Origin of the sequence: Thalassovita mediterranea (assembly GCF_001458435.1) — a bacterium.
Lineage (GTDB): Bacteria > Pseudomonadota > Alphaproteobacteria > Rhodobacterales > Rhodobacteraceae > Thalassobius > Thalassobius mediterraneus.
The window spans coordinates 286,326-312,125 of the sequence record NZ_CYSF01000017.1 but is presented as its reverse complement, the minus strand read 5'-3'; the positions used below and the strand labels follow the sequence as shown (position 1 = coordinate 312,125).

Annotated in this window: 20 protein-coding genes, 1 tRNA gene and 2 pseudogenes; 10 read left to right on the top strand and 13 right to left on the bottom strand. The window is 58.9% G+C overall.

Annotated elements, in window-relative coordinates; all coding sequences use genetic code 11:
• Positions 1 to 338 (top strand): annotated as a pseudogene (locus TM5383_RS16915) (hypothetical protein); the annotation flags it as partial.
• 537 nt (positions 339 to 875) lie between these two features.
• Here the strand turns inward: TM5383_RS16915 and TM5383_RS15050 are convergent.
• From TM5383_RS15050 to TM5383_RS15045, 3 genes and pseudogenes are all read right to left on the bottom strand, one after another.
• Positions 876 to 1,781, bottom strand: coding sequence for a site-specific integrase (locus TM5383_RS15050; protein ID WP_231725170.1), 906 nt, complete (start codon positions 1,779 to 1,781; stop codon positions 876 to 878).
• 72 nt (positions 1,782 to 1,853) lie between these two features.
• Positions 1,854 to 2,042, bottom strand: a pseudogene (locus tag TM5383_RS17125) (DUF6538 domain-containing protein); the annotation flags it as partial.
• 61 nt (positions 2,043 to 2,103) lie between these two features.
• A tRNA-Phe gene (locus TM5383_RS15045) sits at positions 2,104 to 2,178 on the bottom strand.
• Positions 2,179 to 2,482: 304 nt separating this feature from the next.
• On the opposite strand from TM5383_RS15045, the gene TM5383_RS15040 reads away from it, so the two are divergent.
• Positions 2,483 to 2,995, top strand: coding sequence for an acyloxyacyl hydrolase (locus tag TM5383_RS15040; protein WP_058319852.1), 513 nt, complete (start codon positions 2,483 to 2,485; stop codon positions 2,993 to 2,995).
• Between the two features lie 35 nt (positions 2,996 to 3,030).
• On the opposite strand, the gene TM5383_RS15035 is transcribed toward TM5383_RS15040, so the two are convergent.
• The 6 genes from TM5383_RS15035 to TM5383_RS15010 form a co-directional block, all read right to left on the bottom strand.
• On the bottom strand, positions 3,031 to 3,453 hold the full coding sequence (locus TM5383_RS15035) for a GFA family protein (protein WP_058319851.1): 423 nt from the start codon (positions 3,451 to 3,453) through the stop codon (positions 3,031 to 3,033).
• 183 nt (positions 3,454 to 3,636) lie between these two features.
• Positions 3,637 to 4,731, bottom strand: coding sequence for a BMP family ABC transporter substrate-binding protein (locus TM5383_RS15030; RefSeq protein WP_058319850.1), 1,095 nt, complete (start codon positions 4,729 to 4,731; stop codon positions 3,637 to 3,639).
• Between the two features lie 22 nt (positions 4,732 to 4,753).
• The gene (locus TM5383_RS15025; protein ID WP_058319849.1) at positions 4,754 to 5,584 is read right to left on the bottom strand and encodes an ion transporter; all 831 of its coding nucleotides are present in this window, start codon (positions 5,582 to 5,584) and stop codon (positions 4,754 to 4,756) included.
• Complete coding sequence (locus tag TM5383_RS15020) at positions 5,571 to 6,491, bottom strand: ABC transporter permease (protein WP_058319848.1); 921 nt, start codon at positions 6,489 to 6,491, stop codon at positions 5,571 to 5,573. The genes TM5383_RS15025 and TM5383_RS15020 overlap by 14 nt, the downstream gene beginning before the upstream one ends.
• Positions 6,491 to 7,573 (bottom strand): ABC transporter permease, encoded by a 1,083-nt coding sequence (locus tag TM5383_RS15015; protein ID WP_058319847.1) that lies wholly within the window; start codon positions 7,571 to 7,573, stop codon positions 6,491 to 6,493. The genes TM5383_RS15020 and TM5383_RS15015 overlap by 1 nt, the downstream gene beginning before the upstream one ends.
• A 48-nt stretch (positions 7,574 to 7,621) precedes the next feature.
• Positions 7,622 to 9,139, bottom strand: coding sequence for an ABC transporter ATP-binding protein (locus tag TM5383_RS15010; RefSeq protein ID WP_058319846.1), 1,518 nt, complete (start codon positions 9,137 to 9,139; stop codon positions 7,622 to 7,624).
• Between the two features lie 711 nt (positions 9,140 to 9,850).
• On the opposite strand from TM5383_RS15010, the gene dnaE reads away from it, so the two are divergent.
• Together dnaE and TM5383_RS15000 are read left to right on the top strand one after the other, a co-directional pair.
• Positions 9,851 to 13,372, top strand: a complete 3,522-nt coding sequence (dnaE, locus tag TM5383_RS15005; protein WP_058319845.1) for a DNA polymerase III subunit alpha — start codon at positions 9,851 to 9,853, stop codon at positions 13,370 to 13,372.
• A gap of 107 nt (positions 13,373 to 13,479) precedes the next feature.
• On the top strand, positions 13,480 to 14,442 hold the full coding sequence (locus TM5383_RS15000) for a hypothetical protein (RefSeq protein ID WP_058319844.1): 963 nt from the start codon (positions 13,480 to 13,482) through the stop codon (positions 14,440 to 14,442).
• Positions 14,443 to 14,470: 28 nt separating this feature from the next.
• On the opposite strand, the gene TM5383_RS14995 is transcribed toward TM5383_RS15000, so the two are convergent.
• A complete protein-coding gene (locus tag TM5383_RS14995) occupies positions 14,471 to 14,665 on the bottom strand; it encodes a SlyX family protein (protein ID WP_058319875.1) in 195 nt (64 codons plus the stop codon).
• Positions 14,666 to 14,872: 207 nt separating this feature from the next.
• On the opposite strand from TM5383_RS14995, the gene hisS reads away from it, so the two are divergent.
• The 4 genes from hisS (at position 14,873) to TM5383_RS14975 (ending at position 19,281) form a co-directional block, all read left to right on the top strand.
• The gene (hisS, locus tag TM5383_RS14990; protein ID WP_058319843.1) at positions 14,873 to 16,375 is read left to right on the top strand and encodes a histidine--tRNA ligase; all 1,503 of its coding nucleotides are present in this window, start codon (positions 14,873 to 14,875) and stop codon (positions 16,373 to 16,375) included.
• The gene (locus tag TM5383_RS14985; protein WP_058319842.1) at positions 16,368 to 17,453 is read left to right on the top strand and encodes an ATP phosphoribosyltransferase regulatory subunit; all 1,086 of its coding nucleotides are present in this window, start codon (positions 16,368 to 16,370) and stop codon (positions 17,451 to 17,453) included. Before hisS ends, TM5383_RS14985 begins: the two co-directional genes overlap by 8 nt.
• Complete coding sequence (hisG, locus tag TM5383_RS14980) at positions 17,450 to 18,145, top strand: ATP phosphoribosyltransferase (protein ID WP_058319841.1); 696 nt, start codon at positions 17,450 to 17,452, stop codon at positions 18,143 to 18,145. Before TM5383_RS14985 ends, hisG begins: the two co-directional genes overlap by 4 nt.
• A 275-nt stretch (positions 18,146 to 18,420) precedes the next feature.
• Positions 18,421 to 19,281, top strand: a complete 861-nt coding sequence (locus tag TM5383_RS14975) for a hypothetical protein (RefSeq protein WP_058319840.1) — start codon at positions 18,421 to 18,423, stop codon at positions 19,279 to 19,281.
• Between the two features lie 79 nt (positions 19,282 to 19,360).
• Here TM5383_RS14975 and TM5383_RS14970 read toward each other — a convergent pair whose 3' ends face one another.
• Positions 19,361 to 19,792, bottom strand: a complete 432-nt coding sequence (locus tag TM5383_RS14970; protein ID WP_058319839.1) for a DUF1489 family protein — start codon at positions 19,790 to 19,792, stop codon at positions 19,361 to 19,363.
• Positions 19,793 to 19,948: 156 nt separating this feature from the next.
• The gene (locus tag TM5383_RS14965) at positions 19,949 to 20,839 is read right to left on the bottom strand and encodes a LysR family transcriptional regulator (protein WP_058319838.1); all 891 of its coding nucleotides are present in this window, start codon (positions 20,837 to 20,839) and stop codon (positions 19,949 to 19,951) included.
• 165 nt (positions 20,840 to 21,004) lie between these two features.
• On the opposite strand from TM5383_RS14965, the gene TM5383_RS14960 reads away from it, so the two are divergent.
• Together TM5383_RS14960 and TM5383_RS14955 are read left to right on the top strand one after the other, a co-directional pair.
• Positions 21,005 to 22,546 carry a proton-conducting transporter transmembrane domain-containing protein gene (locus TM5383_RS14960; RefSeq protein ID WP_058319837.1) on the top strand — a complete coding sequence of 514 codons (1,542 nt, stop codon included), beginning with the start codon at positions 21,005 to 21,007 and terminating at the stop codon, positions 22,544 to 22,546.
• A gap of 25 nt (positions 22,547 to 22,571) precedes the next feature.
• On the top strand, positions 22,572 to 25,025 hold the full coding sequence (locus TM5383_RS14955; RefSeq protein ID WP_058319836.1) for a YbcC family protein: 2,454 nt from the start codon (positions 22,572 to 22,574) through the stop codon (positions 25,023 to 25,025).
• A gap of 77 nt (positions 25,026 to 25,102) precedes the next feature.
• Here the strand turns inward: TM5383_RS14955 and TM5383_RS14950 are convergent, their stop codons facing one another.
• Positions 25,103 to 25,780 (bottom strand): type 1 glutamine amidotransferase, encoded by a 678-nt coding sequence (locus tag TM5383_RS14950; protein ID WP_058319835.1) that lies wholly within the window; start codon positions 25,778 to 25,780, stop codon positions 25,103 to 25,105.
• Positions 25,781 to 25,800 lie beyond the last annotated feature (20 nt).

The window sequence follows — 25,800 nt, the reverse complement described above, 5'->3', positions numbered from 1 at the left end:
ACATCGGCGGTGTCTGCCCGGCCTCACATCCCGATATCGCTGCATACTTCTTTACCGGCATTGGCCATCGTTGCCAGTTTCTCGAAAGCGAAATCCTTATCGAGGTGCTACTGACCCTTATGAGCATGAACATCGTTGCACTCCCCATCCACGATGCAATCATCGTCCCAGCCTCCTCCGCAGCCCAAGCCAAAGCTGTCATGCTGGAGGTCTTCAAGAAGAGGACAGGTCAGGAGGGTGCAGTTGAACTCATCACCAAGGAAGAGCTGCAAGGTGTTGATGAGGCTCAAGATGAAGCTGTTGTAGAAGCTGAGGAAGAGCTTCTGCTTGCAGCTTGAGGCTTATGATTGAGGGGGTACCATGATGGTGTGATACACCCAACAGTATGACCCATGGGTAATAGCTATAGCTCCCCATAGGGGGACCCGTAACTGATAGCTTTGGCTTCCTTCTTCCCCACCATGATCACCCTCAAAACTCACAGGGGTCACATATCTCAGCCACCTGACAAAATAACCAGTTTCCATGTTTCCCCCTTGGGGCACCACTCGCTTTCCGCGCCTATGAGAGAGCACTGGAACGCAATATCCAGTCCGATACAGTCAAGGTCGCAAGCTGTCCTTATCGACCCCGACAGCTCGTCCCATGGGCTTACAGACACCGTAGAACATACCGTAGAACAAGAGGTGCCTCTTGACGGTTTATCTCTGGGGTCGATAACCGTTGTTTAGCTGAGGTTTTAAGCTGATGCGGTGCCTGTAACGGGAACAGAAGGGTCATACCCAGCAGCCCCCGGGGCACCATAGCATCCGCTAAGCTACTGTTAAGCATCAGCTTTATCTAAGGATGGAGCTATCGTAGAACATGGCCACTGGCTACGCTGCAGTTCGCATCCATTTGCCCAGCACCTCCAAAGGATATCCTCGACCGTAGCCATGTCCTACTCCCTCGGTTTGCCACCCACCAATCTGATCTACAATGTCAGCAGGGCACTCAACCGCCCTGAGACGGTCGCGCATTGAATGGCGAAAGCCGTGCATCGTGGCTTTGTTGCTTACGTATGGCTTCATCCATTTGTTTAGTGCCGCACTCGCTGAGTTGGCATTAGTCTGACCATTCTTGTTGTATCGAGGAAAGGCGTACTCGCCATCTTTGACGTTGTCGCGGATACGTTGAGCAGCCCATAGCGCGTTGCCCACGAGAGGGACTGACCTGGTGCTGCCTGCAGTCTTTAAGCGCCGCCAAGGATGCTCTTGGATGACAACATGAGGTATTGGGGCGTCCAGCATGAGGTCTTCCAGAGATAGTCCTGCGGCCTCAGCAAGACGCATCCCAGTATCGGACACCAAGGCGACCAGCCAGCGGAGGTCATCGTCGAGTTTGCGGCACTCATTCTGCAAGATGCGAATGGCTTCGAGCGTAAGCGGCTCACGTTCTTCAACGCCTGAGTTGCGATCGTAGTACACTTTGCTGAATGGGTTGGGGATATCGAGGCCCACCTCGGCGGAAGCAAAGTTGAAGACCGAACGTACGGTTCCAAAGACCCGGGTCATGCTGCTGCCTGCCAGACCTCGTTTAATAAGAGAGTCGCGGAAGGTGTTCGCATCTGCCTTTGTGTAGGCGGTGATATCCTTGTCCCCACAAGCGTCGAGTACGTAGCCACAAGAGCGCTCTGCAGCTCGATGGAATGTATCAGGACGTCCTTGGCCTTTTAGCCCCAAGTAGATGCCTACGGCTTCTGAGAGCTTCACCGTGTTGGCAGTTGGAGCCGAAGCGGGCATTGCATTGGTGTTTTGCGCGAGCCGAAGCATGTGCTTTCCGGGCAGGTCGCAGTCGTTGATCCTCAGAAAATACCAATGCTCGTCGAGTCGTTGTGCCGCTCTCAGGGCACGAGAGGTTGCAACAGATGCTGACCTCGTCCGAAGCGAGAAGGATATTTTCTGTGATGTGTAGTGGTGAAGGAGATCTCTGGGGACCCGCCGCACGAAATAGTAGACACCGTTTTTTACAAATGAGTGAGGTGCAGTTTTGTACTCCGCCATGTTCTACGATAGCTCCATCCTTAGATAAAGCTGAGGCTTAACAGTTGCTTAGCGGATGCTATGGTGCCCGGGGGCGGAATCGAACCACCGACACGAGGATTTTCAATCCACTGCTCTACCCCTGAGCTACCCGGGCCTGGGTGAACGTCTCCGTTCGGGTGGGGGCGTTTTATGCGAGGGGTGGGGGGGTGTCCAGAGGCATTTGCAAAAAATCTGTCGAAAATCGAATTTTTTTCCTAAGGCTCTGATCTGGCGTCCTTTCTGGGGGAAATCAGGGGGGCTTGGTTGCGGCTGCACAAAGGGGCGAACAGCTATGGGCGCCAGTGTTGTTCCCATGGGGCAACTATCGCTGAGTGATTGCCTGTCTATTCTTGAAAATGTTGCCTGCATCTGGTCAACCTGTGGCATTGACGTGCGAGAGGCATTGCCCGGAGGGACAGATGGACGGAACATTTGCGCTACTGTTTGCGATTGTTGGACTGACGGATATGGGGCTCAACTACTGTGACACGGGCTGTCTGGCCCGTGCGCCAGAGCAGGAGCGGTTCAGTATCGCTGCCGGCCGTGTGCAGTTTCAGGAAGAGTTCATCGGCGAAGAAATCTATGCGCGTTATGAGATGGATCACCGTTTCGGCCCATTCCAAAACGCCATTGGCCTGTCGGTTACCGATACTGGTGATGCTTGGCTGGGCTTCGGTCAGATGTGGACCAAGGATTTTGCCGATGGCCGTGCCTATGTTCAGCTGCATGCGATGCCGGGGATCTATATACAGGGCGACGGGCCGGATCTGGGGTTCCCGATCGAATTCCGGTCCGGTGTCGAGGTCGGCTATAATTTCCGCAGCGGCGTGCGTCTTGGGGTCAGCTATGACCACCGTTCGAACGCGGATATCCGTGCGGTTAACCCAGGGCTTGAGACGCTGCAGGTGCGGGTGAGCATCCCGTTGAAGTAAGCCAGATCGGTCTATGGATTTGCGCGGGGTTGGGATCAATGCTGCGCGGGTCTGTTTTCCTGCCAGCGGACGCATTTGGCGATGTCGCCCAGCCAATCTTCGCGGTTTTTGCACCATAGTTCGTAGTTTGGACGCCATTGGTTTGCTCGATCCAATGCGCCGAGGTGCACTTCGATCTCTGCGCCGCTTATAGCATAGACGGAGCTGCCGCAGGTGGGGCAGAAGTGGCGGCCTTGGTAGCTGTGTGTCGTGCCGCCGACATCCACCTGTTCGCGCTCAAAGACTGCTGCCGCATAGAACGCTGCGCCATGGTGCTTGCGGCAGTCCAGACAATGGCACAGGCCGATGCGTTTTGGCGTTTCAGATATGTTGATCGTGACAGCACCACACAGGCAACTGCCCGTCAGGTCGCTGGTTTGAGCGGTGTCCGTGTGATCTGCGGTTGCGTGATCTGTCATTGCGCCTTTTCCTTTGATGCTCCGCGCAGGTGGGGGGCATCATAAGGGGCGTGTGGGGGTCTACCAATCAACCGTTTGATTTATACGATGCCCAGCCCGCCGGCGCGTGCCAGTGGGGTAGGGCGCAAATAGAAAAGCCCCGCCAAAGCGGGGCTTTCCGAATGATGCGATCAAGCCAAAGGCTTAGTTCGGGATTTCGGCGGTGATGCCTTCAACGTAGAAGTTCATGCCGGCTAGACCGTTGTCACCGTAGTCAGAGGCGGTTTCGCCTTCTTTCAGCCAGACGGAACCGTCTTGCTTGTTCAGCGGGCCGGTGAAGGCGTGGTATTCGCCCGATGCCAGTTTCGCCTTCAGTTCCATAGCCTCAGCGGCCACGGATGCGGGCACTTTGTCGGTGATGTCACCGATGCCAACCATGCCGGCGCCGATGCCGTCCCAGGTCGAAACCGATTCCCACGAACCGTCGATCACCGCTTGGGTGCGGGCGATGTAGTAGGGGGCCCAGTCGTCGATGATCGAGGAAACGCGCGGGCCGTCTTTGTATTCAGCCATGTCGGATGCCTGACCAAAGCCGATCACGTTGCCTGCCTCTGCGGCAGCTGCCAGTGGCGCGGTGGAGTCGGTGTGCTGCAGGATAACGTCCGCGCCCTGTTCGATCAGCGCCTTGGCGGCGTCGGCTTCTTTGGCCGGATCAAACCAGGTGTAGGCCCAGATGATCTTGAACTCGACATCGGGGTTTACCTTCTTGGCGTGGATATAGGCGGAGTTGATACCGCGAATAACCTCGGGGATCGGGAAGGAAGCGATGTAACCGATCACGTTCGATTCAGTCATGTTGCCAGCGATGTGGCCCTGAATGGCGCGACCTTCGTAGAAACGGGCCGAGTAAACGGAGACGTTGTCAGCCTGCTTGTAGCCGGTGGCGTGCTCAAACTTCACGTTGGGGAATTTCTTCGCCACGTTGATGGTCTGGTCCATGTAGCCAAACGAGGTGGTGAAGATCAGGTCCGCGCCTTCCAGCGCCATCTGGGTCATCACACGCTCTGCATCCGGGCCTTCGGGAACCGATTCAACAAATACGGTTTCAACTGCGTCACCAAAATGCTCTTCGACCGCCAGACGGCCTTTGTTGTGCTCGTAGGTCCAGCCGCCATCACCAACGGGGCCAACGTAGACGAAGCCAACTTTGGTCTTGTCCATAGCGAAGCCGGCGGTTGCCATGCCCAGGGCCAGACCTGCGGTCATGGCTGCGCTTGCAAGCAGGGTTCTTCTTTTCATTTCCACTCTCCTTGTTGAGGACTTAGTTTGTATGAGGTTTGTTGCTTTTTGCAACGGCACGTCTCTGGTTACGAGTCTTTTGCTCGCTCGTTTCGATTTTTTCCAGAGTTTCTTCAATATCTTCGATGTCTGGGCTGATCAGTGCTGAAGTAATAACCCCTGCAGGGACCGCAAAAACACCGACACTCAGCATGATGATGCCGCCAGTAAAAATTCGCCCACCTGTGGTGATAGGAACGGTGTCGCCGTAGCCCACAGTGGTCAGTGTGACAACGGACCACCAAAGCGCCGCTGGCACAGAGGTAAAGACATCCGGCTGCGCGTCATGTTCGAATAGATAGATCCCGACAGAGGCAACGTAAAGCATCAGAGCGGCGACAACAAAGAACAGCGTCAATTCATGGCGCACCGACCGGATGGCGCGCGCCAGACGGTCCATCGCGGCGGAATGGCCCAGCAGTTTCAGCATCCGCGCCAGCAGCAACAACCGCAAAAGACGCAATGCACCCGCACCGCTGAGTTCCAGAATGACCAGCGGCAACCACGCCAGCAGGTCAATGATCCCCCAGATGGACAGAATGTAGGACAGCCGGTGGCGCGCTGCATATAGGCGCAGGCCATATTCAACGGCAAAGACAACCGCCACAAAGCGTTCAAAGGCCATCAGGGCGGTATAGCTCCAGTCCGGCAGGCCCGGCACTGTCAGCATTGCATAAGACATCGCCGAAGCGACGATCAGACCATGCAAAAACAAAACCGGCATCGCCCCCCAACGGTCATCGCGACCGTCGAGGAGTTGGCGCAGCCGCTTTTGGGCTGCGCTGCCGGTTTCGCTATGGTCAGCTGCCCGCATGGAACACTTTGCCCAGCGAGGCAGGGGCATTGCTGCGATCAGCGGACATGATGACCAGCACCACGATGGTGATCACATAGGGCGACATGGCCAGGATCTCGACCGGAATGGCGATGCCAGCGGCCTGCAGGTTCAGCTGCAAGACGTTGATGCCACCAAACAGGCAGGCGCCCAGCAGAACGCGCCATGGTTTCCAGCTGGCAAAGACCACCAGCGCCAGTGCAATCCAGCCGATACCGGCGGTCATGCCCTCGGTCCATTGCGGCACGCGGATCAGGCTGATGTAGGCGCCGCCCATACCGGCGCAGGCCCCGCCAAACAGGATCGCCAGCACACGGATGCGCACCACCTTGTATCCCAGCGCATGCGCGGCATCGTGGCTTTCACCGACTGCCCGCAGGATCAGGCCAGCGCGGCTGTATTTCAGCACGGCCCAAACGCCCAGCGTCAGGAAAAACGCCAGATAGACGATGAAATCCTGCGTAAACAGCACCGGCCCGATGAATGGGATGTCCGACAGAACCGGAATGTCAAAGCGCGGGAAACTGGGCGGTTTCACACCCTGATAGCCCTGACCGATCAGCGACGACAGGCCCAGACCAAACAGCGTCAGCGCCAGACCGGACGCCACTTGGTTCGCCAGCGCATATTGGGTCAGCAGGGCAAACAGCATGCTGAGGACGGCACCGCCGACAGCCGCTGCCAGCAGGCCCACAACGGGCGATCCAGTATTCACCGCGATGGCAAAGCCGCAGATCGCGCCGGTGATCATCATGCCCTCAACGCCAAGGTTCAGCACGCCAGCCTTTTCCACCACCAATTCACCAATCGCGGCCAGCAAGAGCGGGGTTGCCGCCACAATCAAGGACGCCAGCAGCAGGACGGGGTTAATCGAAGAGAAATCCATCACGCCACCTCACGCTTGGCCAGTCGGATGCGGAAGTTCGTCAGAACATCCACCGTCAGTAGGAAGAACAACAGCATGCCCTGGAACAGCTGGATCGCTGCGGCGGGCAGGCCCAGTTTCGATTGGGCAATCTCACCGCCAATATAGGTCAGCGCCATCAGCGCACCGGCCAGCAGAATGCCAACAGGGTGCAGACGACCAAGGAAGGCCACGATAATCGCGGTGAAGCCGTAGCCAACGTTGAAATCAATGCTGACCTGACCGGCAGGACCTGACACCTCAAACAGGCCCGCAACACCGGCCAGCGCGCCCGATGCACCCAGACAGATCAGGATCAAACGGCTGGGGTTCACGCCAGCGAACTTCGCCGCGCGCGGTGCCTCACCCGTCAGACGGATGTGGAAACCCAGCATGTGACGGTTCAGCAGCACATAGGCAAAGATCACCGCGATCAGCGCGGCCACAACACCCCAGTGCATACCCGTGTTGGCAATCAGATCGCCATTGTGCGCTGATGCGTAATCACGCAGGTTCCGCGAGCCGGGGAAGCCGTGGCCATCAGGGTTGCGCAGCAACCCAAGCGAGGCAGAGGCCAACAGTTGTTCGGCCACATAGACCAGCATCAGCGACACAAGGATTTCGTTGGTGCCAAAGCGCACCTTCAAAAACGCGGGGATCATCGCCCAGATCCAGCCGCCAAAGGCGCCTGCAATGACCATGAGGGGGAAGATGTAAAACGCCTCCATCGGGTAAAACGCCAGACCGACGCCCGCGCCGATGATGGCACCCATGATGTATTGTCCTTCGGCGCCGATGTTCCAGATGCCTGCACGGAATCCCAGCGACAGACCGATGGCAATCAGCACCAGCGGCGCGCCTTTCACCAGTAGCTGCGGGCGATAGTAGAACGCAAATTCTGAAAACAGTGGTTCCCAGAAGATGGTCTTGATCGCGACAACGGGGTCTTTGCCCAGACCCGCAAACAATGCGCCGCCGACAACCATGGTCAGGGCAACCGCCAAGAGCGGCGTCAGATAGGTCCATGCTTTGGACGGCTGGGGACGTTTTTCCAGCTTGATCACGACAGCCCCTCCTTTTCAATGTTCTTCAAATACTCACGGCGGGCGGTCTTAGACATGCGCCACCTCCATCCCATGAGCGCCACCCATCATCAGGCCGATCTCATCCACCGTCAGCCCCTTGGAGGGGCGGATGTCGGACAGGCGGCCTTCGTTCAGCGCGGCAAAGTGGTCAGAGATTTCCATCAGCTCATCCAGATCCTGACTGATGCAAATGATCGCAGCGCCCGCAGCGGCCAGATCCAGCAGGGACTGGCGAATGTCAGCGGCAGCTGCGGCGTCCACGCCCCATGTGGGCTGGTTCACCACCAACACGTCAGGGCGCTGCAGCACTTCGCGGCCAATCACAAATTTCTGCAGGTTGCCGCCAGATAGCGACCGCGCCGCGTTGCCCGGACCAGGGGTGCGGACGTCAAATTTTTCGATGATCGTTTCGGCAAAGTTGCGTGCCTTGCCCCATTTGAGGAAACCGTTTTTTTCCAGACCTTCGCGCACCGATCCAGTCAGCACTGCGTTTTCAATCAGGCTCATATCCGGCGCGGCGGCGTGGCCCAGACGTTCCTCGGGCGCGGTCAGCAGACCCAGCTTGCGGCGGCCCACCGGACCCATCTGGCTGACGTCATCGCCTTCCAGCACAATGGTGCCTGCCTTGGTCAGCAATTCACCGGACAAAGCGCCCAGCAGTTCGTCCTGACCGTTGCCCGCGACCCCCCCGATGCCGAGAATTTCACCAGACCGCACCTCCATGCTGATGCCTTTCAGCGCGGTGCCAAATTCAGCGGGGGAGGCAACGGAGAGGTCGTTCAGTTCCAGCAGAACCGGCCCGATGTCACCGCCGGTGCGTTCCGGCACGTGCAATTTCGATCCAACCATCATCTCTGCCATATCGCGCGCGGTCGTTTCGCGGGGAACACAGTCACCGACCACCTCGCCCAGACGCAGGATCGTGGCGTTGTCACACAGGGTGCGGATCTCTTCCAGCTTGTGGCTGATGTAAAGGATCGCGGTGCCCTCAGCCGACAGCTTGCGCAGGGTTTCGAACAGAATGTCCACTTCCTGCGGCGTCAGCACGCTGGTGGGTTCATCCATGATCAACAGCTTCGGGTCCTGCAGCAGACAGCGAATGATTTCGACCCGCTGACGTTCACCAGCGGACAGGTCGCCCACGGTGCGGAAGGGATCTAGCGGCAGACCGTAGGTTTCCGACACCTCTTTGATCCGGGCGGCCAGATCGCGCATCTTGGGCGGGTTTTCCATGCCCAGTGCGATGTTTTCCGCCACATTCAGCGCGTCAAACAGTGAGAAGTGCTGAAACACCATCGCCACACCCGCCTGACGGGCCGCCGAGGGTTTCACCGGCGCGTAGTCTTCGCCGTTCATCACCATTGATCCGCTGTTTGGTTTCACCAGACCATAGATCATTTTTACCAGCGTGGATTTGCCCGCGCCGTTTTCCCCCAGAAGGGCGTGAACCTCGCCCTTGCCGATTTCAAATGACACGTTGTTGTTGGCCACAACGCCCGGGTAGGCCTTGGTCAGGCCATTTAGTTTGAGTAGCGTCCCTGTCACGCGCGTCCCTCTTTGTTGAGCTGTGTGTTGGCAGTCAGGCTGGCGCCTTGGCCCGGTTGCGCACTTACTAACGCCAGCACCTGCCCAACAGCAATGGCTGAGCGGCGTGTGTGGCGTTGAGAAGTGCGGTTCACGGGTGTTTTTTGCGCTCTTGTGATGACCTGAGATGCACAAGCAGGCACGCGCGCCAAATTCCGGCCATCAGCGGTCGGATAGGACCGACCGGACACAAAGAGATTCTGGTGGCAGTGCAGTTGCAGCGTCCGGGGCAGGTTCCGACCACAGGTTGCCTGCGGATCCGGTGCGCACGGTGCCTCACACTCTCCTGACAGAAGAGGGGGGACAGTCATGTGAAAAACCTGCCGCCTTACCAAGTGGCTTACCCTGTTGGCGCGTCTTCGATGCGGCGTAGAAAACGAGCGGGCGTGTTGCTTGCCCAAATAAAAGATGCAGATTTGACGCGCATTTCAAGAAAAATTATCGCTGCGCTGCGGCTAAGAATGTTGCGGTGATCAAAAAGCGATCGCAATTTTTGATCGTGGTGGATTTTTAGGCGGTATGTTTGCGGCTTGTTTTTAATCTGTATTGCGGACGAGTTTGGCTTTGCCGCGCCGCAGCATTCTATGACGGGTTTCGTTCCGTCACATCGCGGACCCAGCAGCTGAAAAATCCCGTCTTCCGCCCTGTTCTACGCTCCACTAAGGTGGCGCCATGACTGATGCCCCCCGATTCATCCACCTGCGCACCCATACCGAATACTCCCTTCTGGAAGGTGCCGTGCGCCTGAAGAAGCTACCCGGCCTATGCGCCGATATGGGCATGCCTGCGGTGGCGGTCACCGACACCAATTCGCTGTTTGCTGCATTGGAATTTTCCGTGTCGGCGCAAGGCGCAGGCATTCAGCCGATCGTCGGCTGTCAGGTGGATGTGGCCTATACACAATCCGCACCGGGGGAGGTGCCAGCGCTGCCAGCCCCCGTGGTTCTGCTTTCGCAGACAGAGGCGGGGTATGAAAACCTAATGCGACTGTCATCCTGCCTGTATGTGGACAACGGCGGGCAACTGCCTCAGGTCACCATGGCAGAGCTGCAGGAGTTTTCCGAAGGTCTGATCTGCCTGACCGGCGCCGCAAACGGTCCCGTCGGCCAACTGATCCAACAAGGCGCGCGCGACAAGGCAGCGGCGCTGCTACGTCAATTGGCATCGATCTATCCGCAGCGCCTCTACGTGGAATTGCAGCGCCACCCGGGCGAGGACGGGCTGCCGCAGGACGAAAAACTGTGCGAACGTCACTTTGTCGAAATGGCTTATGATATGGGCCTGCCCTTGGTGGCGACCAATGACGTCTATTTCCCCAAATCCGACATGTACGAAGCGCATGATGCGCTGATCTGCATTTCCGAGGGCACCTATGTCGATCAGTCGGAACCGCGCCGCCGACTGACCCCGCAGCATTATTTCAAATCCCAAGAGGAGATGATCACCCTCTTTGCGGACCTGCCAGAAGCGATTGAAAACACGGTGGAAATCGCCCGCCGTTGTGCATTTGGCACCTATCGGCGTGACCCGATCCTGCCGAAGTTTGCCGATGATGAGGTGGCCGAACTGCGCCGTCAGGCGAACGAAGGCCTGCAGGCCCGCCTGAAGGTGATCCCACATGCGGCGACGGTGGAGGAGTATCAGGAACGGCTGGATTTCGAACTGGGCATCATCGAAGGCATGGGGTTCCCCGGCTACTTCCTGATCGTTGCCGACTTTATCCAATGGGGCAAGGATCACGGCATTCCGGTGGGGCCGGGGCGGGGGTCTGGTGCGGGTTCTCTTGTGGCCTATGCGCTGACGATTACCGACCTTGATCCGCTGCGCTACAGCCTGCTGTTTGAACGCTTCCTGAACCCCGAACGTGTGTCGATGCCTGACTTCGACATCGACTTCTGCATGGATCGCCGTGAAGAGGTGATTAAATACGTTCAAGAGAAGTATGGCCGTGACAAGGTGGGCCAGATCATCACCTTTGGTGCGCTCTTGTCCAAGGCGGCAGTGCGCGACATTGGCCGTGTGTTGCAGATGCCCTATGGCCAAGTGGATCGCCTGTCGAAGCTGATCCCTGTCGAGGGGGTGAAGCCGCTGTCGATTGCGGATTCGCTGAAAGAAGAGCCGCGCCTGCGTGAAGAGGCCCGCAATGAAGAGGTGGTTGAGCGCCTGCTGAACTACGGCATGAAGGTTGAGGGGCTACTGCGGAACGCATCCACCCACGCGGCGGGTGTGGTGATCGGGGATCGTCCGCTGGATCGTCTGGTGCCGCTGTACCAAGATCCGCGATCCGACATGCCCGCCACCCAGTTCAACATGAAATGGGTGGAACAGGCCGGTCTGGTGAAATTCGACTTCCTCGGTCTGAAAACGCTGACGGTCATTCAAAACGCCGTTGATCTGATCAAGAAGAACGGGCGTCACCTGCACATCGGGCCGGATGGATCGGAACTGTATGAACCGCCAGAGGGTGCGGTGGATGATATCGGCGCCATCCCGCTGGATGATGAGGCGACCTATAAACTTTACGCCAGTGCGAAAACCGTGGCGGTGTTTCAGGTGGAATCCGGCGGCATGATGAGTGCGCTGCAACAGATGAAACCCACCTGTATCGAGGACATCGTTGCACTTGTGGCGCTGTATCGTCCGGGGCCGATGGAAAACATCCCCACCTATTGCAAGGTGAAGAACGGCCAGCAGGATCTGGAATCGGTGCATCCGCTGATCGACCACATCCTTGAGGAAACCCAAGGCATCATCGTTTATCAGGAACAGGTGATGCAGATCGCGCAGGTCATGGCGGGCTACTCGCTTGGCGGGGCGGACCTGTTGCGTCGTGCGATGGGTAAAAAGATCAAAGAGGCGATGGACGCCGAACGCCCCAAATTCGAAAAGGGCGCGGCGGAAAACGGGGTGCCAGCGAAAAAGGCCAGCGAGGTTTTCGACCTGTTGGAAAAATTCGCCAACTACGGCTTCAACAAATCCCACGCTGCGGCCTATGCGGTGGTTAGCTATCAAACCGGCTGGCTGAAGGCGAACCATCCGGCGGAGTTTATGGCAGGCGTTATGAACTGCGATATCCATCTGACCGACAAGCTGGAGATCTACGCCGAAGAGGTGCGCCGTGGCCTCGACATCACCATTGTGCCGCCCTGTGTGAACACCTCACTGCCGACGTTTGACGTTGTGGATGGCGAATTGATCTATGGCATGGGCGCGCTGAAAAACGTCGGCCTTGAGGCGGTGAAGTTGATCTCGGACGCCCGCCTGAAGGGCGATCAGGGACCGAAGCCCTTTGCTACGCTGTTTGATTTTGCCCGTCGGGTGGATCTGAAACGGGTGGGCAAGCGCCCCTTGGAAATGCTGGCGCGCGCTGGCGCCTTTGACAATCTGGACCCGAACCGCCGCCGCGTCTTTGACAGCCTTGAAAGTCTGGTGCGCTATTCGGCGGCGATCCATGAACAGCGCGAAAGCTCTCAGGTCTCGCTCTTTGGTGAGGCGGGAGAGGACCTGCCAGAACCACGCCTGTCCAAGGTCACCGACTGGCCCGCCGCTGATCGTCTGGCCGAGGAACATAAAGCGGTTGGCTTCTATCTGACCGGCCACCCGCTGGATGACTACCTGCCTGCGCTGAAACGCAAAAAACTGCTGACGCTTGAGGGTCTGAAGCAAAAGGCAGAGGCCAACGGCGCCGCCACCGAACGGGTGGGCGTGCTAGTCTCTGGCCTGCAGGAACGCAAATCGGGACGGGGCACGCGGTTCTTTCGCATGAATATCTCTGACCCCACCGGACAGGTGGCGGGGATGGTGATGTTCCCAGAGGATTTTGATCGCACCCGCGCGGTGTTTGATCAGACCAATCAGGTCATCATGACGCTGGAGGCACGCTTTAACGACGGTCAGTTTGACCCGATGGGACGCGGTGTGGCCAGCCTGGATGACTTCGTCGCGGATGCGGGCAACATGGGATTGCAGATCTTTGTCGATGAGGCAGAGGCGATTCCGCTGGCCGCGACCATTCTGGCTGACGCGCGGGAAAAATCGCGCAGCGCGGGGCGGGGGCCGATCAAGTTCTGCCTGATGAACCCCGAATTGCCCGGTGAGGTTGACATTGACACCTATCAGGAATTTCCGGTGAACCCGCAGATCAAAAGCGCGATCAAATCACTGCCCGGTGTGCTGGACGTGCAAGAGATCTGATCGCCCCAAACGGGGGCAGGACAGTTCACGCGACGCAACATTGGTTTGCGTCGCGCGGATCGCTGCGGTATGGTCCGCGCGGGGACAAATTGGGACGATTGCCGTAAATGGATAAGCGTTTTCAACGCATTGCATATCCTGTGCAGACGCATGGACTGAAAGGTGGGGCGCTGGCTGGCCTGCTGCTTTTGTTGGCTGGCTGCGGGGATCCGCTGGCAGGGTTGCGCCTTCAGGATGTGCCGGGATCGGCCGAGGCGGCGGACGACGGGGCGGCATTGCTGGCCACCAACGCTGAGGCAGAGCGGCCCGATGACGCGGCCACATCCGAGGAAGAACCGGCCAAATCTGGCGTGCTGGGGTGGTTGTTTGCTCAGAAAGATGCGCCGCTTTCCGACAAGGATGCCATAGCGCTACCCCAGACCAGATTGGCAAGCAAAGAACCTGGGCGCACACCAGACGGTGATACCGGCGCACAGGTGCAGTTGGCCAGCCTGCCTGCATCCACAGAAGGTGCAACGTCCAAGGATAGGGCCGGATTTGATCTGTTTAAATTGCTCAGCCGTTCAGAACCTGAACAGCCAACGGGCGCAATACCCTTTGGCAGTAGCACGCGGTTCGGCAGCGTTGGGATCGTCTGTGATTTTCCCAAACGAAAGCTGGGAACGCTTGTGGCGCAGCATCCTGAAAAGAAACCGTTTTACCGTCTCTATGACAGTGCCCCAAGCGATGAAGGGTTGCGCGCGTTCTACGTCACGGGCTTTGGCGATGGCTGCCTGCGACAGGTGATGGGCACGGCGGTTGTGTTTGGCTCGGTCGAAATGCACGAACAGCTACGCTATGGCCTGCCGTCGGACCTGCATCCCTTTACCACTACTGACAAAGCCTACGAAAAGCTGAAGCGTCGCCTGTGTAAGGTCCGCACCAAGGAACCCTGCGGCGAAAAACGCGGCAAACTGACCCCCAACACAGTTTTCGTCAGCGTGTATGACACCCGTGGTTTGGGGCAGGGCTGGGCCAATATGTTGCTGCACGACGGTGCGGTTCTGGCCAGTCACCATACGGCAGAGTAGGGCGCGCGCCGTCTTTTAATACCGCCCTTCAATAATGCGGCGGTTTTTCCGGTCCGCCATAGATGTGGCTGCCGCCATCTGCCTCGCGCTCTGCTTCGCGCTGCATCAACAGGGCGACGCGGCGGGTCAGCATGTCAATCTCGCCCGCTTGGGTGGCGACAACATCTGACAGGTCCTCGACCGTGCGGGTCAGGTGTGCCAGTTGTTCTTCCAGATCTTGCATCTTGGTGTCTTGCATTGTGCCGCCCTTTGTGTGCTGGCGCGGCCTTAGCACAGCAGGCGTGGCAGGGGCAATGGACGGGGAACAGGCGGGCGACGTGCACAATGGTCGCGACTGCAAGGTTATATGCCACTTTCCCCTTGCAATGCTTGCCCCTAAGCGCCGCATCCGGTAGACGCGGGCGCGACATTACCCGCAAGGACAAAGCCAATGGCCAAGCAGAAGAAAGCCCCCCGCCCCAAGGCCGTCACGCCCAAGGGGTTCCGCGACTATTTCGGTACCGAAGTGACCGAACGCAGCGAGATGCTGCAGAAAATCGCCGGGGTCTATCACCATTACGGCTTTGACGCGCTGGAATCTGCCGCCGTGGAAACGGTTGAGGCGCTGGGCAAGTTTCTGCCCGACGTGGATCGCCCCAACGAAGGCGTCTTTGCCTGGCAAGAGGCGGATGAGGGAGATAAGGGTGACTGGATGGCCCTGCGCTATGACCTGACCGCGCCTTTGGCCCGTGTCTATGCCCAGCACCGCAATGATCTGCCCAACCCCTATCGCCGCTACGCGATGGGTCCCGTTTGGCGCAACGAAAAGCCGGGACCGGGCCGTTATCGCCAGTTCTATCAATGTGATGCGGATACCGTTGGGACCGCGTCGATGGCCGCGGATGCCGAGATTTGCATGATGCTGTCCGACACGCTGGAGGCGGTGGGCATTCCCCGTGGCGACTATCTGGTGCGCGTGAACAACCGCAAGGTTCTGAACGGTGTGCTAGAGGCCATGGGTTTGGCCGAAGATGACCCCAAACGCGACGACGTGCTGCGCACCATCGACAAGTTCGACAAGGTCGGCGAAGAGGGTGTGCGTCAATTGCTGGGCAAGGGGCGTCTGGATGCCTCTGGCGCTTACATCGATGGCGTTGGTCTGGAGGAGGCGCAGGCTGAACCTGTGATCGCCTTCCTCACCTCGCGTGCCGACGATGTGGCTGGCACCATGGAAAACCTGCGCGCTGCCGTGGGGGACAGCAAGGTTGGCCAAGACGGCATTGCCGAACTGGAACAGATCGGCGCCCTGTTGGCCGCCGCAGGCTATGGCGACGATCAGGTGCTGATCGACCCGTCGATCGTGCGTGGTCTGGGCTATTACACCGGTCCGGTGTTTGAGGCAGAGCTGACCTTTGAAATCCTCGACGAAAAGGGCCGCAAGCGCCAGTTCGGCTCGGTCGCTGGTGGTGGTCGCTATGACGGTTTGGTCAAGCGTTTCACCGGTCAGGAAGTGCCCGCTGTGGGCGTCTCCATCGGTGTGGACCGCCTGCTGGCCGCCCTGCGTGAAAAGGGCCGCATGGGCGGTGCGCCTACGGGCCCCGTTGTGGTCACCGTGATGGATAAGGCCCGTATGGCCGACTATCAGGCGATGGTGGCTGAGCTGCGCCAAGAGGGTATTCGGGCTGAGGTCTATCTGGGCAACCCTAAAAACTTCGGCAACCAGTTGAAATACGCGGACAAGCGCAACTCCCCCATCGCGATCATCGAAGGTGGCGATGAGAAGGAGAAGGGCGTGGTGCAGATCAAGGACCTGATCCTTGGCGCCAAGATCGCCGAAAGCGCCACGCTGGAAGAATGGAAAGAGCGTCCCAGCCAGTTTGAGGTGCCGCGCACTGAGATGATCGCCAAGGTGCGTGAAATCCTCGCCAGCCAACAGGACGGTAGTGATGCCTGATCGGATCGACATTCGCGCCCGCGCGGCGGCCCTGCGCGCCTCGTTCGAGGCGGCGGGCGCACAGCTGGTGGAAACCGATGTGCTGCAACCGGCCGAGGTGCTGCTGGACCTCTACGGCGAAGATATCCGTGGCCGCGCCTATGTGACCTCGGACGCGCTGCGCGGTGAACAGATGCTGCGCCCTGATTTTACCGTGCCGGTGGTGCAGATGCACATGGCGCATGGGGCCGAGCCCGCGCGCTATACCTACGCCGGTCAGGTGTTCCGCCGTCAGGAAGACGACGCCAGCCGCCCCAATGAATATACGCAGGTTGGCTACGAGGTGTTTGACCGCGAAAACCCAGTAGAGGCGGATGCCGAGGTGTTCGCCATCATCCGTGACGCACTGGGCAATCAGCCGCTGCGCGCGGCCTGTGGTGACATTGGCCTGTTGCTGGCTGCGGTTGAGGGCTTGCAAACCTCTGAACGGCGCAAGGCCGCGCTGCGCCGCCACATCTGGCGCCCGCGCCGGTTCCGCGCGTTGTTGGATCGTTACGCAGGGCGCACGCCAGTGCCTGCGGCCCGCGCGGCATTGCTGGCGGCAGAGGATCCCTTTGCGGTCGCCGGTCCCGATATCGGTCTGCGCTCGCGCCGTGAGGTTGAGGCGCGGATTGCTGCCCTGCGCGAAGATGCGGCAACCGATCCCTTGTCGGAAAATGAGGTTGCGCTGATTGATGCCATCCTTGGCGTGCGGGAAAACCTGCCCAACGCCTTGGAACAGCTGCGCGATATTGCGGTGGACATGCCCGCGATCAGCGCCAGTGTCGAACGTCTGGCCCGCCGTATGAAGGCGCTGTCAAAACGGGGCATCGACGTTGACGCGCTGGATTTTGAGGCCAGCTATGGCCGTACCTCGATGGAATATTACGACGGCTTTGTCTTCGGCTTCCACGCCGCCAGCCGTCCTGACCTGCCACCTGTCGCCACCGGCGGGCGCTATGATGCGCTGTGTCGGGTGCTGGGGCAGGGGCGTGACATCCCCGCAGTGGGCGGCGTGATCCGCCCTGATCTGTTGATCGAGTTGGAGGCAGGCCAATGAGCGTAAAACTGGGCGTGCCCTCCAAGGGGCGGTTGATGGAAAAGACCTTTGACTGGTTCGGTGAACGTGGCATCGCACTGTCGCGCACCGGGTCGGATCGCGAATACGCGGGCAAGGTTGAGGGCATCGAAGGTGTTGAGCTGGTGCTGCTTTCCGCCGGTGAAATCCCCCGCGAACTGGCCGCTGGTCGCATCCATCTGGGTGTCACGGGCACCGATCTGGTGCGCGAAAAGCTGGGCCAGTGGGAACAGCAGGTCGAACCGCTGGCGGAACTGGGCTTTGGCCATGCGGATCTGATTCTGGCGGTGCCGAACGCTTGGGTGGATGTGAACAGCCTGGATGATCTGGACGCCGCTGCTGCAGCCTTCCGCCAGACACATCGCTTCCGCTTGCGGATTGCCACCAAATACCACCGTCTGGTGCGTGATTTCCTGCGCGATCATGGCGTGGCGGATTACCAGCTGGTGGACAGTCAGGGCGCCACAGAGGGCACGGTGAAAAACGAAACCGCCGAGGCGGTAGCAGATATCACCTCCACCGGGGATACGCTGCGCGCCAATCACCTGAAGATCCTGAGCGATGCAACGATTTTGAAATCGCAGGCCACCCTGTTCCGATCCCGCATGGCGGCAGCCAACGATCAGGAACGCGCAGTGATCAAAGACCTACGCAAGGCCTTGGCGCTGGTCTGAAGCATACGGCCACATCGGCAGTGCAAAACAAGCAGGCCGTCCTTCGAGAGAGGGGCGGCTTTTGCGTGTCTGGTCCTGACGCTTCAAATTGAACCCACAGGCACGATCGCGGGGGCGCTAACGCGGCGTGGGGCGCTATCGGATGGGTTGTGTCTTGCATGCGACAGGCGAGTGAATTGCGCAAAAATTTGTTGAGGCGGCTAAACTTTCTGACTATCACGTCGTCTTGTTAACCCTTTGTATCTGTTTATCAGTGTGAGTAAAAAATGAAGACTATGAGTATTGTTGCAGCGTTTGCAACAGTTTGTGTTCCCACGTTTGCATCTGCGGAAATCAGTGGCTCGATCGAATTGGGCTATTCCGTCGCCAGCGATAACGTAAACGCAGACAATGTAACGTCCCCCTCGATTGATACGACCCTTGGCTATGGTAATCTGACAGGTATCCAGCTGGAACTGGACGTCAGCACCATGCGAGCGAATGGTTTGAATACCAATCGCAACAGCCACTCGGCGGCAGTGGATCTGGGCTATGCCTTTGATAATGGTGTCACTGCAGGTGTGTTCGTCGAAGACATCAATGTTGCGCGCTCCCCGACCACTTTCATCGCTTACAGCACTGCGGGTGCTTTTGTCGGCTACGAAAGCGACACCTACGATGTCGAAGCCTATTTTGGGCAGATCGATGGTCTGGCCAATCAAGACGGCAATCACTTTGGTGTTCGCGGCGCCTATTCGCTGTCCGAGAACACGAAGATCAGCGCAGAATTTGCGCGTATGAATCTCGCGCTTTTTGATCAGAAATATCTTGGGCTGGCGGTTAGTCACAATCTGACTGATACCTTCGGCGTTTTCGGTGCCTACCAGAAATATGATTGGGCCACCTTCCTTGATGTCGAAGCTGTGAGTCTGGGTGTGTCCTATGCCTTTGCCAATGGTAGCCTCGCATCCCTAGAGGTCGCGCGCGTCGAAGAAGGCCCACGCGAGACGCAGGTTCTCTCCCTTGGCTATTCGATCCCGCTGGGCGAAACGGATAAATCGACTGCACGTGTCACCGGCTTTGCCTCTTCTGTTGCCGATGGCCGCCGCGGCGGTGCAGGAAAGATCGCCAACGATTATTGGCCGATCAACAGGTAATCGATTTACCTTTCATAAAGATGGAACCGGCTCTCTTGCGAGGGCCGGTTTTTTTGCACCTGCGGTTGGGGCAAAATCTTTACAACACTCCGATGTCGGCCAGCGCGGCAGACAGGTCTGCCGGTAGTGCGTCGTCTTCTTGACGGGCGGCGGTCATATCGGGGGGGCTGTCTTCGGGTTTTAGGTAGCGCCAGCCCTGAAAAGGGCGGCGTTGGGCAGGGGCGGTGCGGAACAAATCCTTGTCCAGGACAATGGCACAGCGGCGGATACCGTCGTGGCCTGTGACCTCATCCAGACGCAGGATGCGTTGGCGTGCTTGGATCACCCCTTTGATGACCCAGTAAATCGATCCGCCATTCAGAATCTCTGCTTCGCGTTTGGGCCACATGCGGGTGATATGTTGTGGAAATCCGTCAGCGGTCTGAACCTGCGGGATTTTCTGCCATTCCGCCAGCGTATCGACGCTTTCGGTGCCGACACTCAGTTTGATGAGGTTTGTGTACTTTTCCACGGGTTTTCCAGTTGTGGCTTTCCAGGTGTGGTGGGGCCGTCGACGGTGCGCGGCGCGGGGCTTTATCCTAGTTTCTTTTTCACCGATGGCCAGATCCCGTTGGGTCCGATTGCAAAAATTTGCGCACGCCCGGTGCTGCTGCGGCGGCGGGCAGGGTCACGACAGGAATTGCGCATCGCCACTGTGTTTCAGCAGATCCTGCACGATCGGGTTGGGGAACCGCCGACGCAGGGTGATTGCATAAAAGGTTTCGCGGATACGGGGGTGTTCTTTTGCCTCGCGTAGGCGGCCTGAGCTCAACTCGTCGGTCACAACGATGGGCGGCACAAGGGCAAGTCCGATGTCTTCGCGCACCAACAGACGCATCATTGCCATGTCATCCACTTCTGCCGCGATCTGCGGGCGGACGGACAATCGACTGGCCATCGCGTCAAAGGCAGTGCGCAGGCTGGTGTCTGTAGTCGGCAAAATAAATGGCTGATCTGCCAGTAGATCCCTCAACGGCTTGTCCGGGTCCAATCGGTCGGGGCTGCCGACGATGCTGACCTCTTGTTCACCGATTCTGTGGGTTTCGTATGGTGTTAGGCTGTCATCAGGTGGTGGTCTGTTCATCAGCACAATGTCCAGATTCAGCGCTTCCAACCCCTCTAGCAATTCCATCGGACTGCCGGATCGCAGGATAACCTCAACATCCAGACGTGACAGAATGGGGCGCAGAAAACCGATCTGAAAGTTGCGCGACAACGTCGCTAGCGCGCCAACACGCAGTGCTTTGCGGGTTTGCACCCGACCGCCAAGCGTGGCGACAAGTTCTTGACCTGTCGAGAAAATTGCATCTGCGTGGTCGAGCGCAATGCGCCCGGCCTCTGTCAGGTGCAGTTGGCGGCCGCGCCGTTCGAACAAGGGATGACCCAGCCGTTCCTCCAGTTGTTTGATCTGCACGGACAAGGCCGATTGCGACAGGTTCAAACGCTGCGCAGTGCGGGTGAGGTTTCCATCATGGGCGACTGCCCAGAAGTACCTGAGATGATGATAGTTCAACGGCATAGTTCTATTTTATAGAACGTAATCCGTTAAACAATGAATTTTTATTGGAAGAGATCCTGCCCTATCTGCCGCTAAAGCCCAGTCGCTCTGCTGTCATCCAAAATGCCAGCGACGTCGTGGGACAGCAACGGTGCCGTTGGCCGGCAAAAGTGAAGGATCGCGATCATGACCCACCTCTTTCTTCCTTTCCTCGGACCATTGGTCCTGCTGTCGGCGGCCTATGCCGCCAGACACATGACAGCGCGCCGTGGCGCATTGCTTGCCGAATGCGCGGCCTTGGCTGCGCTGGCAATCGCTGCGCTGTCGGCCTTGTTCCTTGGGGTGTTTGGGGCCGGGACCTCGGCCTTGGCCGGGGCCCTGGGGATCGGCCTGTCTGTGCGACTTGACGCAGTCAGTGTGATCATGCTGGTGCTTGTCAGCTTCATCGGTTGGGTGGTGCTGCGCTATTCACGCACTTACATGGATGGCGAAGAGCGCCATAGCTCATTCACCGCAGGCATGTCGGCGACGTTGGCGACAGTGCTGATGTTGGTGATGTCGGGCAACCTGATCCAATTGCTGCTGGCCTGGATCCTGACCAGCGTTTTGTTGAACCGCTTGTTGTTGTTTTATCCCGGACGTGCCACAGCCCACCGCGCCGCCCGCAAGAAAGCGATTGTTGCGCGCCTGAGTGAGGGCGCCCTAGCGGCAGCCGTTGTGCTGTTGATTGCGGCCACGGGCAGCACGGACATTCAGACGATCCTAACCACGGTAGAAGCTGGTTGGCTGGTCATGATTGCCGCCCTGTTGCTGGCGGTGGCTGCGGTTCTGGCATCGGCGCAGTTTCCCCTGCATGGCTGGCTGACAGAGGTGATGGAAGCCCCGACGCCAGTGTCCGCGTTGTTGCATGCAGGTGTTATCAACGCTGGTGGATTCCTCTTGATCCGGTTTGCCGAGGTGATGCTGGTTGCCCCGGGTGTGATGGCGCTTCTGGTGATGCTGGGGGGACTAAGCGCACTTTTTGGCGGCTTGGTCATGTTAACCCAGCCTGCGGTAAAGACCTCGTTGGCTTGGTCTACAATTGCTCAGATGGGGTTCATGGTGATGCAGTGTGGTCTGGCGCTGTTCCCGCTAGCGCTGCTGCATATCGTGGCCCATTCCCTATACAAGGCGCATGCTTTCCTCAGCGCTGGTGAGGCAGTGCGCAATGTGGCGGCCATTCGGCGGCCGGGGCCAGTGGCTGTGCCCAGTGCGCGCAATGTGGTGCAGTCCTTTGTCATCGCGATCCTCATCTATACAGCGGTCGGAATGACCGTTGGCTTTGACGGAAAGTCGGTTCAGGCGATTGCCTTGGGGGTCATCCTTATCTTTGGCGTGGCCTACCTGCTGGCACAGGGCTTTGCGGATGCCGCACCGCGCGCTTTGATGCGGCGCACAGTGACCTATGCGCTGGTTACCTCCGTCAGCTACTTCGTCCTGCAGGTGATTGCACAGAAACTGACCGCCGGGGCGCTGCCTGCGACACCGGCACCCGGGCCGCTGGAATGGGCGCTGATCGTTTTGGCGTTGGTCAGCTTTGGCATCACAGCGGTTGCGCAGGCGACCTTCCCCCTGTGGGCGGGGCATCCGGCGGCGGCAGGCCTGCGGGTCCATTTGACCAACGGTCTTTATGCCAATGCCATCTTCGACAGACTTCTGAACGGCTGGTCCAAACGGACCGCGGCCTGACCCGAACGCGTGAAAGGAAATCCCTATGTTTGCAAAGCTTGAAACCTTCCCTGCCGCGCTGCTCGAATTGGTGGCCTGCGCCAAATCCTCTGCCAAGGCGATCCCGCCGTTGTTTCCGCTGTCGACCAGCGTGGCGGTGAATCCCTTCCTTGGTCAGTCAGAGGAACCGCTGGCCGTCACCGCAGCACGGTTGGCGCGCGTTGGCGGCGCGCGCATCACCCCGCCGCGTAGCCATTGGGCGGCCAAGCTGGCCGCCGGCACGATGACCGAGGCCGATTTGGCCGATGCCACCCGCGCCGCATCCGCACATCCCAGTGCGGCTGTGTTTGCACAGCCAACCTTGGACGAGGTGATCGCCAGCCTTGGGGCGGAACCAGAACCCGCCGCCGCCTTGCCAACAGTGGCAGAATTGGCCGCAGATGTATCGGGTGTGGATTGGCCGGGCCTTATCGAGGATCGCATCGGGGTCTGGGCGGCCAGCCATTTTGACCAAGGACAGGCATTGTGGAAACAAGCCAAATCCGACAGCGCCTTTGCTTCGTGGCGCGATTTTGCTGCCCGTGACCTGACGCCGGAAATCCATGGATTGAAAGGGTTCTGTTCCTTTGTGGCGGAAACCAACCGTTCGCATTGGCGCGCCATCGGGCGGGCCTGTGAAAATCTGGGTGTGGACACCGCCGCATCGCACACGGCTTTTCATCGTTGGCTGACCACCTTGGGCGGTTGGGCGCAATACGGGCGTTATCATCTGTGGCAGGCAGAGCTGAACGGCGATCTGGACAGCACGGTAACCGAACTGCTTGCTATTCGCATGGTCTTTGACGAGGCGCTATTTGAGCTTTACCGCGATCAGATTATTGAGCGCTGGGAACAGGTGGTGGCAGCACATCAGGCACCTGTAACGCCTGACAAGGAACTGATCATCGACGCAATTTTGCAGGACGCGGGGGATCGTGCGGCCCAGCGTGCATTGGCAGATGCACTGGAGGCTGGCGCACCACGGAAGGCCGTTGATCCGGCCGCGCCGGAACGGCCCGCAGTTCAGGCAGCTTTCTGCATCGACGTGCGCTCAGAGGTGTTGCGCCGCGCGTTAGAAGCACAGGACAGTGCTATTCAGACCATCGGTTTCGCCGGCTTCTTTGGCTTGGCCAGCGCTCATAAGGCCGCTGGATCCGATGTCACTGAAATGCGTGGGCCAGCACTTTTGCAGGCTGGTCTGACCTCGCAGGTGGTGGAACCTAAACAGGTTGATCTGGGGCGTCGGTATAGCGCGCGGGCGAAACGGGCATGGGGACGGTTCAAACTGGCTGCTGTTTCGTCCTTTGCCTTTGTCGAGGCAACGGGGCCGCTTTATGCGGGCAAGCTGATGAAGGATTCGCTCGGAACTGGGCACGGCGCGGCGGTGGAACCCGCGCCGAAACTGGATCCGATGATCGACTTGCCCACACGTGTAGGCATGGCGAAAACGGTGTTGTCGGCCATGTCTTTGACGTCCGAATTCGCGCCGATTGTCATGCTGGCGGGGCATGGGGCACATGTGACCAACAACCCGCATGAAAGTGCGCTGCAATGTGGGGCCTGTGGCGGACATGCGGGTGATGTAAACGCACGTCTGCTGGCGGCGTTGCTGAATGATCGTGATGTGCGTTTGGGGCTGCGCGATCAGGGGGTTGATGTGCCGGACGACACCGCATTTCTGCCCGCTCTGCATCATACGACCACCGACGAGATCACCCTCTACGAGGATGACCTGCCGCTTGGTGCTGATCGGTCTGGGCTGGCGCAATTGCGCAGCTGGTTGGCGGCGGCTGGCACGCTTGCGCGCAGTGAGCGCGCTGGTCGGTTGCCCCGTGCTGAGGATGCCAAAAGTGTTCTGCGCCGGGCGCGGGATTGGGCCGAAACCCGGCCGGAATGGGGGCTGGCGGGCTGTCGTGCCTTTATCGCGGCACCGCGTGGGCGTACCGATGGGGCGGACCTTGCGGGGCAATCGTTCCTGCACAATTACGATTGGCAACGCGACGAAGGCTTCGGCGTTCTGGAATTGATCATGACAGCGCCCGTCGTGGTGGCCAGCTGGATCAGCCTGCAATACTACGGATCAACCACCGCACCTGCCTTGTTTGGCGGTGGCAACAAGCTGCTGCATAACGTGGTTGGCGGCATCGGTGTGCTCGAAGGCAACAACGGCGCCCCTCGGGCAGGGCTGCCGTGGCAGTCGGTACATGATGGGTCGGGGTTTCAACATGACCCGCTGCGCCTATCCGTGGTGATCGAAGCACCGCGTGAAGCGATGAGCGACATCCTTGACCGGCATCCGGCTGTTCGCGCCCTATTTGACAACGGTTGGCTGCATCTGATTGCGATGGACGATGCGGGGCGTCTGGCTTGGCGCTACAGCGGCGATCTGACTTGGCAACCGTTGGGGCGAACCACAGGCGCCTCGGCGACAAAGGGCACGTTGCCCATCGCGGCAGAGTGATGGCTGGATATCCGAAACCGAAAGGGGCGCCCAATTGGGCGCCCCTGAATGTTTCGAGGAGTGCAAGCTGAAGCGGATTAGCGCTGTTTGCGGTAGAAATCTGCCATCATCTGACCAAAGGCCTGATCGTCCAGCGGGGTGTCAATCGCGGCGCTCACATCCTCAATCATCTGCGGCGGCAGCACGCCGGGGGCGCGGTGACGGATCAGACCGTTGATGAAGAATTTGGTAAACTCAGGATGCGGTTGGATGGTCAGGATCTGGTCATCAATCACCAGTCCAGCGTTGGCGCAGAAATCGGTGCTGGCGTAGACCTCTGCCCCCTCGGGTGGGGTGATCACCTGATCCTGATGCCATGCGTTCAGCACCATATCCTTGCCGTTCACTTGATAGGTGACGGGACCTGCGGACCAGCCGCCTTCGAACTTCTCCACATGACCACCAAGAGCCTGCGCGATGATCTGGTGGCCGAAACACACCCCAATCAATGGCTTGCCAGAGGCGCGGATGTCGCGGATCAGCTGTTCTAGCGGCGCGATCCAATGGTGATCTTCATAGACGCCATGTTTCGATCCGGTGATCAACCACCCGTCCGCCTCATCCACCGAGGTGGGGAAGACGCCATCGACGACGAAGTAGTCCACATAGTCAAAGCCGTTGCCGTCCAGCAGCGTGGCGAACATTCCCGCGTAGCTGCCCAGATCGTCTTTCATCTCATCCGGCATGTGGCCGGTTTGCAGGATGCCGATTTTCATAAGTCGTCTCTTCGTATCGT